Origin of the sequence: Amycolatopsis sp. NPDC051758, assembly GCF_044453095.1 — a bacterium.
Lineage (GTDB): Bacteria > Actinomycetota > Actinomycetes > Mycobacteriales > Pseudonocardiaceae > Amycolatopsis.
Window position 1 is genome coordinate 34520 of the sequence record NZ_JBITCJ010000028.1, and the last position, 13224, is coordinate 47743.

The window sequence follows — 13224 nt, forward strand, 5'->3', positions numbered from 1 at the left end:
ACATGACCGTCAAGAGACGCCTGGCCGCGGCTGTCGCGATCGCGGTGAGCCTGCTCACGTTCGTCGTCGCGCCGCAGGCGAGCGCCGCGGACTCGCCCATCCCGGGCATCCAGCTCACGCTCTACACCGGCCCGGCGGCCGATCCCGCGCACCCCGCCTACCACCTCGTGAGCGGGTGGACCGGGGGCTGCCTCAACCCGCGGGACGACATCTGGCACAACGGCGCCCCGATGTGGCTCGGGCCGTGCGGGAACACCGCGGTCGAGGCGTTCTACGTCACCCGCAACCCGGAGGGCTACTACCGGTTCCAGAACATCGTCACCAAGCGGTACCTCGAGGCGGGCACCGCCACCGGCGGAGCGAACGGCACGGCGGTCCAGCTGTGGGACTTCGTGGCCGGCGGGCAGAACCAGTGGTGGGCGGCGACCGTCAACCCCGAGGGTTACCTGCGGCTGCAGAACGCGAGGTACGGGCGGTACCTGGAGGCCTCGCAGGTCACCACCGCCGCCGGCAACCGGGGGCAGCTGTGGGACTTCGTCGCGGGCGGCACCAACCAGTGGTGGCACTGACACCCGGGTGACAGCGGCCCCGCCGGAGCGCGGCCGCTGTCACGTCAGCAGGGCGGCCAGCTCGGCCGGGCGGGACACGTGCGGGCAGTGCCCCGCGTCCAGTTCGACGGGCTCGGCACCCAGCCGTTCGCGCGCTGCGCGGGCCATCCAGTCCGGGCGCAGCGTGCGGTCGGCCGTGGGCACCACCACCGTCGACGGGATCGCGGGTGCGGGGCTCGCCGGGTGGGCCGGGAGCGCGGGCGGGTGGAACAGCCGCAGCGTCCCGTGGGCCCACTCCCGCACGTCCGGCGGGCAGTCGTGGAACAGGAACCGGTCCGCGAGCGCCGGGTCACCCGTCGGGTCGACGCCGACCCACTCGCGGTGGAACATCTCCGTGACGCCCGCCGCGGCCTCCTCGGCGAGACTGCGCCCGCCCGCGAAGTCGGGGATGTAGGCGCCCACCCACACCAGCCGGGACGCGCCGAGCGCCGCGGCGACCGCGGGCAGCAGCACCCCCGATCCCGAGTGGGCGACCACGACGGGCTCGCGCACGTCCGGCAGCCCACGCCGGACGGACGTCGCGATGGCCGGCACCGTCGACGTGTCCACATCGGACAGCAGGTCGACGGCGAAGACGTTGTGGCCCTTCAGTTCCCGCGCCAGCAGGTCCCAGCCGCGGGGCGTCTGGGTCGTGCCGTGCAGGAGGACGAAGTCCACTTCAGAGCTTGACCGGGTACACCGGCTCCGGGATCTCCGGCTTGATCCGGTGCTCGACGAAGATGCCGTGCCACAGCATGAACACGATCAGCGCCCAGAGCTGGCGGCTGCGGTCCAGCTGGCCCGCCTTGTGCTCCTCCAGCAGCGCCAGGATCGCCTTCTTGTCGAGCAGCTCCTCGGTCTTCGAGTCGTTGATGATCCCGCGAGCCCAGTCGTACATCTCGTTGCGCAGCCACAGCCGGATCGGCACCGGGAAGCCGAGCTTGCGGCGGTTCAGCACGTGCGCCGGGATGATCTTGGCCAGCGCCTGGCGCAGCGCGTACTTCGTCGTGCCGTGCGCGAGCTTCTGGTCCAACGGGATCGAAGCGGCGACCTTGAACACCTCGGCGTCCAGGAACGGCACCCGCAGCTCGAGCGAGTTCGCCATGGTGACCTTGTCCGCCTTGACCAGGATGTCGCCGCGCAGCCACGTGTAGAGGTCGACGTGCTGCATGCGGGCCACCGGGTCCCAGCCGCGCGAGACGTCGTACCAGGGCGCGGTGACGTCCTTGAAGCCGATGCCTTCCTGGTACGTCTTCAGCACGTTGCGCAGCTGGTCGTCGCGGAAGTTGCGGGCGTTGCCGTAGTAGCGGTCCTCCAGCGGCAGCGCGCCGCGGCGCAGCAGGTCCTTGCCGCGGGTGCCCTCCGGGATCTTCGTGGAGACCTTGCCGATCAGCTTCCGCATGCCGCCCGGGATCTTCTCGAACGGCGCCAGCGAAATCGGCTCGTTGTAGATCGTGTAACCGCCGAACAGCTCGTCCGCGCCCTCACCGGACAGCACCGCCTTGACGTGCTTGCGGGCCTCGCGCGCGATGAACCACAGCGGCACCAGTGCCGGGTCGGCCACCGGGTCGTCGAGGTACCAGACGATGAGCGGCAGCACCTCCATCATCTCGTCCGCGGTCACCGTGCGGACGACGTGCTTCACGCCGATCGCGGCGGCCGACTCCGCGGCGACGTCGACCTCGGAGTACCCCTCGCGCTCGAACCCGGTGGTGAACGCGATCAGGTTCGGGTTGTGCTCCTTGGCCAGCGTGGCGGTGGCCGTGGAGTCGATGCCGCCGGAGAGGAAGGCGCCGACGGTGACGTCCGGGTCGGAGATCATGTGCTTGCCGACCGAGTCGCGCATCACATCGGCGATGCGCTCGTACAGCGCTTCGGCTTCGGCCGGCCCGTTGACCGGCTTCGTGGCGAACTGCGGGTGGAAGTAGCGGGTGAACTTCACCTCACCGCCGGGGACCACCTCGAACGAGGTGCCGGACTCGACCCGGCGGATCGCGGTGTGCAGCGACTCCGGCTCGGGCACGTACTGCAGGACCAGGTAGTGCTGGAGGGCCTTGCGGTCCAGCTCCTGCGCGACGCCGAGGGTGTCCGACAGCTCCAGCAGGCTCTTCTTCTCGCTGGAGAACGCCACGCCGCCGGGGCCGGCCGAGTAGAACAGCGGCTTGATCCCGAACGGGTCGCGCGCGCCGAAGACCCGCTTCTCCTGCGAGTCCCAGATCATGAAGGCGAACATCCCGCGCAGCCGCGTCACCCAGTCGGCGCCCAGGTAGTGGAAGCCGGCGACGATGGCCTCGCCGTCACCTTCGGTCTCGAACTTCGCGCCGTGCTTCTCGGCGAGTTCGGCCCGCAGCTCCAGGTAGTTGTAGATCTCGCCGTTGAAGTTCATCGTGTAGCGGCCCGGCGCCTCCGGCGGCCCCCAGACCAGGGGCTGGTGGGCGTGCTCGACGTCGATGAAGGCGAGCCGGTTGAAGCCGTAGACGACCTCGGCGTCGGCCCAGGTGTCCTGCTCGTCGGGGCCGCGGTGACGCTGGCAGCGCATGGCCGCGCCGACGGCGTCACGCGCGTTCGCGGCGCCGGTCTCGGTCGCGCAGATCAGTCCAAGCAGGCCGCACACGGGTACTCACACACCTTCAGGGTCTTCGTGGGGCTGGGGAGCGCCCAGTATGCCGGGCGGGCCGTGGCGAGGACCACGCGCGTCGATGGTTACCCCTTGGTCAGCGGGATGCGCCAACTCGGCTAGGCTCCGGCCTGTCACAAAGATCTGTCGTAGGAGGCTCTGGGTGAAAGGGCGAGGCGCAGTGGGAAAACCCGAGCGCACCCTGGGTAAGCGGACCGTGCGCGTAGCCGCGCTGGCCGTGCTGGTCGCGTTGACCGCGACAGGCTGCTCCGGCGACGAGATCCTGCGGTTCGGCTGGCCGGTGGGTGTCACCGAGCAGGCGACCGAGATGCGCAACCTCTGGACCTGGACCGTGGTCGCGGCGCTGGTCGTCGGTGTCATCGTGTGGGCCCTGATCTTCTGGACCGCGACGTTCCACCGCAAGAAGAAGACCGTCGACGGCGAGCCGGAGGAGCTGCCCCGGCAGTTCCAGTACAACATCCCGCTCGAGCTGTTCACGGTCATCGTCCCGACGATCATGGTCTGCGTCCTGTTCGCCTTCACCGCGACGACGGAGGACAAGGTCCTGAAGGAGGTCGACAACCCGGACGTCAAGGTCCAGGTCGTGGCCTTCCAGTGGAACTGGGAGTTCAAGTACGAGGACGCCAACGCGGCGAAGCCCGACGGCAGCGGCCAGGTCAGCACGGTCGGCTCGTCCGGCGAGATCCCGCTGCTGGTGCTGCCGGTCGGCAAGACGATCCAGTACGACCTGCTCTCCACCGACGTCATCCACTCCTTCTGGGTGCCCGAGTTCCACTTCAAGCGGGACGTCTTCCCGAACCCGGACAAGAACAACCAGGACAGCTCCTTCCAGAACAAGATCGACCGCGAAGGCTCGTTCGTCGGCCGCTGCGCGGAGCTGTGCGGCACGTACCACTCGGTGATGAACTTCGAGGTCCGCGCGCTGTCGGCGGACAAGTTCGACCAGTACATCCAGCTGCGCAAGCAGGTGAACCCGGCCACCGGCCAGACCTTCACCGCTTCCGAAGCGCTGACGAAGATGAACTGCGGCGAGCTGTGCACCCCGCACGCGGTCACCACCCAGCCGTTCAACACCGACCGCACGGCGCGGACCGCGTCGAACTGACGCCGCAGGCACACAGGGAGTAGGAAAGACCCATGAAGGTCGAAGCGCGCATCTTCTTCATCGTGGCGATCTTCGCCGTGCTCATGGCGGGCGTGTACTGGGTGTGGGCCGTCGTGGACACCGACTTCGGCGGCAAGCCCGAGCCGGTGGGCATCGTCGCGCTGATCCTCACCGGTGGCCTGGCGTTCCTGGCCGGCAGCTACATGCAGTTCGTCGCCCGGCGCATCGAGCCGCGCCCTGAGGACCGCGAGGACGCCGAGATCAGCGACGGCGCCGGTGAGCTGGGCTTCTTCAGCCCGGGCAGCTACTGGCCGGTCTCGATGGCGGCCACCGCGGCCCTCGCCGCGCTGGCGCTGGCGTTCTTCCACATCTGGCTGCTGGTCATCGCGCTGGTCGCGCTGCTGATCACCATCGGCGGGCTGGTGTTCGAGTACCACACGGGCCCGTCGCACCAGGACTGACCTGCGAGTTTCCGGACTGGCCGCCGCGCTTCGGCGCGGCGGCCAGTTCTGTGCTCAGCCCCGGAAGGCCGTCCGGTAGGACGACGGGCTCGTGCCGCGCAGCCGGGTGAACTGGTGCCGCAGCGCCGCCGCTGACGCGTACCCGCACGCCGTCGCGATGTCCTCCACCGACAGCCGGCCCTCTTCCAGCAGCGCCTGAGCCCGATCCAGCCGCCGCTCCGTCAGCCACCGGTGCGGCGTGGTCCCCGTCGCCGCCGAGAAGCGGCGGAGGAACGTGCGCTCGCCCAGGCCGCTGCGGCGGGCCAGCTCCGCCACCGTGAACGGCTGGTCCAGCCGCCGCTCCACCCACTCCAGGGCTTCCGCGACCACCGCGTCGTCGGCGGCCGCCGTGGCCGGGACCGGGGCCTGGACGAACTGGGCCTGGCCGCCCGTGCGATGCGGCGCCGCGACCATCCGGCGCGCCAGTGTGGTGGCCGCCGCGACCCCGCGCAGCCGGCGGACCAGGTGCAGGCACAGATCGACCGCGGCGACCGTGCCCGCGCTGGTCAGGATGCCGCCGTCGTCCATGTACAGCGCCTGCGGGTCGACCGAAGCCGTCGGGAAGAGGGCCCGGAACTCCGGCTCGTACACCCAGTGGACCGTGCAGCGGCGGCCGTCGAGCAGGCCCGCGTAGCCCAGCGTGAAGACACCCGCGCAGAACCCCGCCACCCAGGCGCCGCGCCCGGCCGCGTCCCGCAGGACGTCGAGCACCGGCTCAGGAGGCGGCGCCGTCCGCGGGGCGCACGTCGGCACGATCAGCAGGTCGGCCGACGCCGCGAAGTCGAGGTCCCGCAGACCGGACAGCCCGAAGCCCGACCAGCTGGCCACCGGTGAGCCGCCCGGCGAGCAGACGCCGAAGTCCCAGCCCTGGATGCCGTCGGCGCTGCGGTCGGTGCCGAACACCTCACACGCGACACCCAGCTCGAACGGCGAAACGTGGTCGGCGAGCACCACCGCGACCCGGTTGACGTCCATGGCCGTCAGCATGTCACAAGTTTTGCGGTCGTTGTCATCTCTGACACTGGTCGGCCGGGTCGAGTGCGACGAACCTGGTCGTCATGATGAACTCGGAAACCCGCCCGCTGCTGCAGTGGACCGCGGCGATGGCGATGTCCGGCACGATCGGCGCCGTTGTCCTCGAGAGCGGCGCGGCCGCCCCGGCGGTGGCCTTTGCCCGCTGCTTCGTCGGCGGGGCGCTGCTGGTGATCTGGTGCCTCTCCCGCGGGTGGCTGCAGGCCTGGCGGCCGTCGCGCCGCGACCTCGGGCTGGCCGTGCTGGGCGGGCTGTTCCTCGTCGGCAACTGGGTGCTGCTGTTCGCGTCGTACGCGCTGTCGTCGATTTCGGTCAGCACGGTCGTCTACCACACGCAGCCGCTGATCCTGGTCGGCCTGGCGGCGGCCTTCCTCGGGGAGAAGGTCGCCAAGAGCCACCTGGTCCGGGCCGGGATCGCGTTCGGCGGTGTGGCCTTGATCTCCCTCTCGGCCCACGGTGAGGACGGCAAGCCCGTGCAGCTCGCGGGAATCGGCCTGGCCCTCGGCGCGGCACTGCTCTACGCCGGCGCGTCCTTCGTCGCGAAGCAGCTGAAGCACATCCGCCCGCACCTGCTCGCGGCCGTCCAGACGACGGTCGGCGCCGTGGTGCTGGCGCCCGTGCTGCTGGTCACGCCGCTGCCGTCGACGCCGTCGGGACTGCTCTGGCTGGTGCTGTTGGGCACCGTCCACACGGCCCTGATGTACGTGCTCATCTACGCCAGCATCGGCAACCTGCCGACCACGACGGTGGCGCTGCTGTCCTACGTCTACCCGGTGGTCGCCGTGCTGGTCGACATCGCCTTCTACGGCCACCGTCCGACCTGGCCGGAAGCGCTGGGCATGCTCGCGGTGCTGGCCGCGGCGCTGGCGCCTCAGCGCCGGACCCAGCCGGCGCCCGAGGTCCCCCGGACGCCGGTCCGGCAGCAGTGATCAGCGGAAGGCGATCCAGCGGTCCAGCAGCGCCGCCGCGGCACCCGAGTCGATGGCCTCCGCGGCGCGCGTCAGGCCGGCCCGCAGATCGTCTTCCAACGACCCCGAGAAGCCCGTGAACGCCGCCAGCGCGGCCGCCGCGTTGATCAGGACCGCGTCGCGGACCGGGCCCGCCTTGCCGGCCACCAGCTCGCGGACGACCTCGGCGTTCGCCGCCGCGTCACCACCGCGCAGGTCCGCCGCCGTCGCCCGGGAAATGCCCAGGGCAGCCGGGTCGAGGGTCTGCTCGGTGACGGTGCCGCCCGAAACCAGCCAGACCGACGTCGTGGTGGTCGTGGTGATCTCGTCGAGGCCGTCGTCACCGCGGACGACCAGGGCCGTGGTGCCGCGCCGGGCGAACACCTCGGCCAGCACCCGCGTCTTGTCCGGGTACGCGCAGCCGATCAGCGCGCTGCCCGGCTGGGCCGGGTTGGTCAGCGGGCCGAGCAGGTTGAACGTCGTCGGGACGCCGAGCTCACTGCGCACCGGGCCGGCGTGGCGCAGCGCCGGGTGGAACGCCGACGCCAGGAAGAACCCCACGCCGACCTCGGTGAGGCTGCGCTGGACGTCTTCCGGGGGCAGCGAGATCTGCACCCCCAGTGTCTCCAGGACGTCGGCCGCGCCGGACTTCGACGACGCGCTGCGGTTGCCGTGCTTGGCCACCGGCGCGCCCGCCGCGGCCGTGACGATGGTCGCCATCGTCGAGATATTCACCGAGTTCGAGCCGTCCCCGCCGGTGCCGACGATGTCGACGGCCGCGCGGTCCAGCTCGACCCGCCGGGCGTGCGCCAGCATCGTCGCCGCCATCCCGGCGATCTCCGACGGCGTCTCGCCCTTGGCGCGCAGCGCCACCGCGAACCCGGCGATCCGCGCCGGGCTCGCCGCGCCGCTCATGATCTGGTCCATCGCCCACGCCGTGTCGTCCTCGGACAGGTCGACGCGTGCGATGAGCTGCTTGAGCAGCGGCGGCCAGGTGCGGGGGACCGGAGTGGTCACCGGGCTCAGCCGTTCACGACGGGGACCCGTCGCAGCACGTCGGCGACGGTCTCCGCGGCGGTCAGCGGGTCCAGCGGGTGCACCAGCACGGCGTCCGCCTGCGACCAGGTTGCCAGCCACCGGTCGTCCTTGCGCCGCACCGCGACCACGATCGGCGGGCACTGGGCGATCTCCGCCTTCAGCTGGCGGCACAGCCCGATGCCGCCGGTCGGCTGCGCCTCGCCGTCGAGGATCGCCAGGTCGACGTGCCCCGCGTCCACTTCGGACAGCACGTCCGCGATCCCGTCCGCTTCGACGTACTCCACGCGGCCCAGGTCGGCGGCAGGCCGCCGGCCCACGGCGTTCACGATCGCCTCGCGCACTTCCGGCTTGTGGCTGAACACCAGGACCCGCATCGCCCGCTCGGCCATTTGAGCTGCCTCCGTCTCGTCAAAGCTTGACTCGCCCCGATCGTATCGGCCGAGACCGACATCACGCGGTCGGCTCCGGCTGGAGCGCGTCCCAGCCCAGCGCGTCGCCGCCCAGCCGCTGCGCCAAGCCCGCCATCCGGGACCGTTCCTGGGCGCAGTGGAGCGCGTCGAGCACCTGGACGCGCACCGCGAGCACCCGCGTCCGATCCCCTTCGGGTGACTCTTCTCGCAGGTCGTAGCCGTCCTGGGCGAGGATCGACGCCGCTTCGGCGAGCCGGCCCGGCGGAAGCAGCAGGTGGTGCCGCAGAACGGCCGGTGCCGTGCTGACCCAGGTGGGTGAACCGGCGAGCACGGCGGAGTCCGCGACCACCGGGTCGAAGGCTTCGGCGACGATCTTCAACCCGGGCGTTTCAGGCGTCAGACCGGCGGTTTCGTGCTTCTTGACCAGGTCACGCAGCCGGTCGAGTAAACCCATGAGTAGCTCTCACCTTTCCGCGGTGGCGGTTTCCGGGGGTGTGATCGGCCCCGCACGCGACTTGCCGTGGACCCACCCGGCGGGACGGCGGTGCGGGAGGACATAATGCGATCCGTGACAACGGCAGCTCCCACCATCAGTCAGCGGGTTCACTCGCTGAACCGGCCGAACATGGTCAGTGTCGGCACCATCGTGTGGCTGTCCAGCGAACTGATGTTCTTCGCCGGACTCTTCGCGATGTTCTTCACGGTCAAGGCGCAGAACTCCACGCAGCAGTGGCCGCCGCCGCTGCACGGCGAAGAGTTCCACCTCAACGTGGCGTACGCGATCCCGTTCACGGTGATCCTCGTGCTGTCCTCGCTGACCTGCCAGTTCGGCGTGTTCGCCGCCGAGCGCGGTGACGTCTACGGGCTGCGCCGCTGGTACATCATCACGTTGATCATGGGCGCGATCTTCGTCGGCGGCCAGGCCAACGAGTACCACAACCTGGTCGAAGAGGGGATGACGATCCCGTCCGGCCCGTTCGGCACGGTCTTCTACCTCGCGACGGGGTTCCACGGCCTGCACGTCATCGGCGGGCTCATCGCCTTCGTGTACCTGCTCATCCGCACGAAACTGAGCAAGTTCACGCCCGCCCAGGCCACGTCGGCGATCGTCGTGTCCTACTACTGGCACTTCGTCGACATCGTGTGGGTCGGCCTGTTCGGTGTGATCTACCTCCTGCCGTGAGGCCCGCACCGCCAGCCGCCACCACCTTCTCCATCGGCCTGAACTGACAGCAAGGGTTGCCGCAAGATGACCACCAGCACCAAGTCCTCGGAGCGCCGCTACCGCGCGCGGTCGAAGCTGCGGAGGCGGTTCGCCGGCCTGCTCGCGCTCGGTATCGCGCTGGTGGGCGCCGGCGCCCTGTACGCCGTGTTCGCCCCCGAGCCGCAGACCGCGCAGGCCCAGGGCACGCCGGCGCAGCTGCGCCTCGGCGAGCAGGTCTACAACAACACCTGCATCGCGTGCCACGGCGCGAACCTCGAAGGTGTGCAGGACCGCGGCCCGAGCCTCATCGGCATCGGCGACGCCGCGGTGTACTTCCAGACTTCTTCGGGCCGCATGCCCGCCGCGCGCCAGGAGGCGCAGGCCGCGCGCAAGCCGCCGAAGCTGACCCAGGCCGAGATCGACGCGGTCGGCGCGTTCATCCAGTCGCACGGCGGCGGCGCCCAGCGTCCCGCGGAGAAGGGCGAGGCCCTGCGCGGGTCCGACCCGGCCCGCGGTGGCGAGCTGTTCCGCCTCAACTGCGCCTCGTGCCACAACTTCACCGGCCGCGGCGGCGCGCTGTCGGCGGGCAAGTACGCGCCGAACCTGGACCCGGCGAGCGAAGAGCAGATCTACACGGCCATGCTCACCGGCCCCCAGAACATGCCGAAGTTCTCCGACCGGCAGCTGTCGCCGGAGGAGAAGAAGGACATCGTCGCCTACGTGAAGTCGGTGTCCGACGGCAACAATGACCCGGGTGGTAACGGCCTCGGCGGGGTCGGCCCCGCCTCGGAGGGCGTCATCGCCTTTATCGTCGGGATCGCCGCGCTGATCGGCGCGACGTTGTGGATTGGATCGAAGGCATGAGTGCCGAGGGGCCTAAGCCGCCGACGGAGGCGGAGCTGGCTGAGATGGACCGCGACCAGCTGGTGAAGCTGGGCGGGCAGCTCGACGGTGTCGAGATCGTCGAGTACCCGACGCCGTGGCCCGTGGAGGGCACCCGGGCGGAGAAGCGGGCCGAGCGCCTGGTCGCGTTCTGGTTCGCCCTGTCCGCGCTGGCCGGGCTCGGGTTCGTCGTCTCGCTGATCTGGTGGCCGTGGAAGTACGAGGCGCCGGACAACGAGAGCGGCCACTTCTGGTACAGCCTGTACACCCCGATGCTCGGCATCACGCTCGGCCTGGCCATCCTCGGCCTGGGCATCGGCGTGATCCTGTACACGAAGAAGTTCGTGCCCGCCGAGGTCGCGGTGCAGGAGCGCCACGACGGTGAAGGCAAGGGCTCGCCCGAGGTCGACCGCCAGACGCTCCTCGCGCACCTGGCCGACGCCGGGAACCGCAGCACCATCGCCCGCCGGTCGCTGATCAAGCGCTCGGCGATCGCCGGCGCCGGCACGCTGGGCCTCGCGGCCGCCGCGCTGCCGCTCGCGTCCTTCATCAAGGACCCGTGGAAGGACACCGAGAACCGGGCGTCCCTGTGGCACACCGGCTGGCTGCCGAACTTCCCCGGCGAGAAGGTCTACCTCCGCCGCGACACCGGCAAGCCGCTGGAAGAGGGCGAAGAGGTCAGCCTGGTCAAGGCCGAGGACCTCGACGCCGGCGCGATGGAGACGGTCTTCCCGTACCGGGACTCGGAGAAGGACAAGCCGGAGCTGCTGGCCGCCGCCCTGACCCGGATCGACAACCCCGTCATGCTGATCCGCCTGCGCCCGACCGACGCCGCCAAGGTGGTCAAGCGGGCCGGCCAGGAGGACTTCAACTTCGGCGACTACTACGCGTACACGAAGATCTGCAGCCACGTCGGCTGCCCGACCTCCCTGTACGAGCAGCGGACCAATCGCATCCTGTGCCCGTGCCACCAGTCGCAGTTCGACGCGCTCCACTACGCCAAGCCGATTTTCGGCCCGGCGACGCGTCCGCTGGCCCAGCTACCGATCACGGTGGACGAAGAGGGATACTTGATCGCGCGAGGCGACTTCATCGAGGCCATCGGTCCGGCCTTTTGGGAGCGTAAGTCATGAGTTCACTCACCACGCCGACCAAGGGCGCGAGTGCCGTCGAACGGCACTTGGGCGAGGCCGCGGACAACGCGGACCAGCGGTACCACGCGGCCAAGGGCCTGCGGCACCAGATGAACAAGGTCTTCCCGACGCACTGGTCGTTCCTGCTCGGCGAGATCGCGCTCTACAGCTTCATCATCCTGCTGCTCACCGGTGTGTACCTGACGTTGTTCTTCGACCCCTCCATGCAGGAGGTCGTCTACCAGGGCAGCTTCAAGAACATGCAGGGCCTGGAGATGTCCCAGGCGTTCCGCACCACGCTGGACCTCTCGTTCGACGTCCGCGGTGGCCTGTTCATGCGGCAGCTGCACCACTGGGCGGCGTTGATCTTCGTCGCGTCGATGGCCGTGCACATGCTGCGGATCTTCTTCACCGGCGCGTTCCGGCGCCCGCGTGAGGCCAACTGGGTGATCGGTGGTCTGCTGCTGATCCTGGGCTGTTTCGAGGGCTTCTTCGGCTACTCGCTGCCGGACGACCTGCTGTCGGGCACCGGTATCCGGGCGACGCTGTCGGGCATCGTGTTGTCGGTGCCGGTGGCCGGCACCTGGATCCACTGGGCGTTGTTCGGTGGGGAGTTCCCCGGCGACCAGATCATCCCGCGGCTGTACACGCTGCACATCCTGCTCCTGCCGGGCATCATGCTCGCCCTGGTCGGGGCGCACCTGGCGCTGGTCTGGTACCAGAAGCACACGCAGTTCCCGGGGGTGCGCCGCAAGGAGACCAACGTCGTCGGTGTCCGGATCATGCCGTACTTCGCGTTGAAGGGCGGGGCGTTCTTCACCCTGGTCACCGGGGTGCTGGCGCTGATGTCGGGCCTGTTCCAGATCAACCCGGTGTGGAACTTCGGCCCGTACAACCCGGCTCAGGTGTCGGCGGGCTCGCAGCCTGACTGGTACATGGCCTGGGCTGACGGCATGCTCCGGATCTGGCCGGCCTGGGAGGTCTACCTCGGGAACTACACGATCCCGGCGGTGTTCTTCCCCGGCGCGGTCGGCATGCCGATCCTGTTCGGCCTGTTCCTGACCTACCCGTTCCTCGAACGGAAGCTGTCCAAGGACGTCGCGCACCACAACCTGCTCCAGCGGCCCCGGGACGTCCCGGTCCGCACGGCGCTGGGCGCGATGGCGCTGGGCTTCTTCATGGTCATCGAGCTGTCCGGCTTCAACGACATCATCGCGGACAGCTTCGACATCTCGCTGAACGCGACGACGTGGGCCGGGCGCATCGGCGTGCTGATCGTGCCGCCGATCGCGTACTACCTGACCTACCGGCTCTGCCTGGGCCTGCAGCGGGCCGACCGCGAGGTGCTGGAGCACGGCGTCGAGACGGGCATCATCAAGCGGCTGCCGCACGGTGAGTTCATCGAGATCCACCAGCCGCTCGCCGGGGTCGACAGCCACGGCCACGCGGTCCCGCTCGAGTACCAGGGCGCGTCCGTGCCGAAGAAGATGAACAAGCTGGGCTCGGCCGGTCAGGCCGTCCCGGGCACGTTCTGGTCGCCGGACCCGGCCGAGGAGACCGCCGCGCTGCAGCGGGCCCACGGCAACGGTCACTCGAACGGCAACGGGCAGCACGGCGAGATCGAGAGCGTCGAGACCGCCAAGGGCTCGGACCACTAGTGATCCGAGTTAGAGGTTCGCGTCGTAAGTATCTGGGTGCAGTAGCCGGCGAGGCTGTCCAGGATTTCGTCGGCGGTTCTAGTCCACACG

General features: G+C 69.9%; 14 protein-coding genes. 8 read left to right on the plus strand and 6 right to left on the minus strand.

Annotation, left to right across the window (positions count from 1 at the left end; translation table 11 throughout):
* Positions 1-2 precede the first annotated feature (2 nt).
* Entirely contained in the window at positions 3-569 is a 567-nt protein-coding gene (locus tag ACIA5G_RS53275; protein WP_395938162.1) for an RICIN domain-containing protein, read from the plus strand.
* Positions 570-608: 39 nt separating this feature from the next.
* Here the strand turns inward: ACIA5G_RS53275 and ACIA5G_RS53280 are convergent, their stop codons facing one another.
* Together ACIA5G_RS53280 and asnB are read right to left on the minus strand one after the other, a co-directional pair.
* Positions 609-1265, minus strand: a complete 657-nt coding sequence (locus ACIA5G_RS53280; protein WP_395938163.1) for an alpha/beta fold hydrolase — start codon at positions 1263-1265, stop codon at positions 609-611.
* A gap of 1 nt (position 1266) precedes the next feature.
* Positions 1267-3201, minus strand: coding sequence for an asparagine synthase (glutamine-hydrolyzing) (gene asnB, locus ACIA5G_RS53285; RefSeq protein ID WP_395938164.1), 1935 nt, complete (start codon positions 3199-3201; stop codon positions 1267-1269).
* 184 nt (positions 3202-3385) lie between these two features.
* Between asnB and coxB the strand changes: the two genes are divergently transcribed.
* Entirely contained in the window at positions 3386-4330 is a 945-nt protein-coding gene (gene coxB, locus ACIA5G_RS53290) for a cytochrome c oxidase subunit II (protein WP_395938166.1), read from the plus strand.
* 32 nt (positions 4331-4362) lie between these two features.
* The gene (locus tag ACIA5G_RS53295; protein ID WP_395938168.1) at positions 4363-4791 is read left to right on the plus strand and encodes a cytochrome c oxidase subunit 4; all 429 of its coding nucleotides are present in this window, start codon (positions 4363-4365) and stop codon (positions 4789-4791) included.
* Positions 4792-4845: 54 nt separating this feature from the next.
* Here ACIA5G_RS53295 and ACIA5G_RS53300 read toward each other — a convergent pair whose 3' ends face one another.
* Complete coding sequence (locus ACIA5G_RS53300; RefSeq protein WP_395938186.1) at positions 4846-5805, minus strand: GlxA family transcriptional regulator; 960 nt, start codon at positions 5803-5805, stop codon at positions 4846-4848.
* A gap of 83 nt (positions 5806-5888) precedes the next feature.
* Here ACIA5G_RS53300 and ACIA5G_RS53305 point away from each other — a divergent pair, with 83 nt between their 5' ends.
* A complete protein-coding gene (locus ACIA5G_RS53305) occupies positions 5889-6791 on the plus strand; it encodes a DMT family transporter (RefSeq protein WP_395938170.1) in 903 nt (300 codons plus the stop codon).
* Here ACIA5G_RS53305 and trpD read toward each other — a convergent pair whose 3' ends face one another.
* The 3 genes from trpD to ACIA5G_RS53320 all read right to left on the minus strand — a co-directional run bounded on the left by trpD (position 6792) and on the right by ACIA5G_RS53320 (position 8711).
* Positions 6792-7826 (minus strand): anthranilate phosphoribosyltransferase, encoded by a 1035-nt coding sequence (gene trpD, locus ACIA5G_RS53310; protein WP_395938172.1) that lies wholly within the window; start codon positions 7824-7826, stop codon positions 6792-6794.
* 5 nt (positions 7827-7831) lie between these two features.
* The gene (locus ACIA5G_RS53315; protein ID WP_395938174.1) at positions 7832-8236 is read right to left on the minus strand and encodes a hypothetical protein; all 405 of its coding nucleotides are present in this window, start codon (positions 8234-8236) and stop codon (positions 7832-7834) included.
* A gap of 61 nt (positions 8237-8297) precedes the next feature.
* Positions 8298-8711, minus strand: a complete 414-nt coding sequence (locus ACIA5G_RS53320; RefSeq protein ID WP_395938176.1) for a hypothetical protein — start codon at positions 8709-8711, stop codon at positions 8298-8300.
* A gap of 105 nt (positions 8712-8816) precedes the next feature.
* On the opposite strand from ACIA5G_RS53320, the gene ACIA5G_RS53325 reads away from it, so the two are divergent.
* From ACIA5G_RS53325 to ACIA5G_RS53340, 4 genes are all read left to right on the plus strand, one after another.
* The gene (locus tag ACIA5G_RS53325; protein WP_395938178.1) at positions 8817-9440 is read left to right on the plus strand and encodes a heme-copper oxidase subunit III; all 624 of its coding nucleotides are present in this window, start codon (positions 8817-8819) and stop codon (positions 9438-9440) included.
* Between the two features lie 66 nt (positions 9441-9506).
* A complete protein-coding gene (locus ACIA5G_RS53330; protein WP_395938180.1) occupies positions 9507-10325 on the plus strand; it encodes a c-type cytochrome in 819 nt (272 codons plus the stop codon).
* The gene (locus ACIA5G_RS53335; protein WP_395938182.1) at positions 10322-11476 is read left to right on the plus strand and encodes a ubiquinol-cytochrome c reductase iron-sulfur subunit; all 1155 of its coding nucleotides are present in this window, start codon (positions 10322-10324) and stop codon (positions 11474-11476) included. Before ACIA5G_RS53330 ends, ACIA5G_RS53335 begins: the two co-directional genes overlap by 4 nt.
* Entirely contained in the window at positions 11473-13134 is a 1662-nt protein-coding gene (locus tag ACIA5G_RS53340) for a cytochrome bc complex cytochrome b subunit (RefSeq protein ID WP_395938184.1), read from the plus strand. The genes ACIA5G_RS53335 and ACIA5G_RS53340 overlap by 4 nt, the downstream gene beginning before the upstream one ends.
* The last annotated feature ends 90 nt before the right edge of the window (positions 13135-13224 follow it).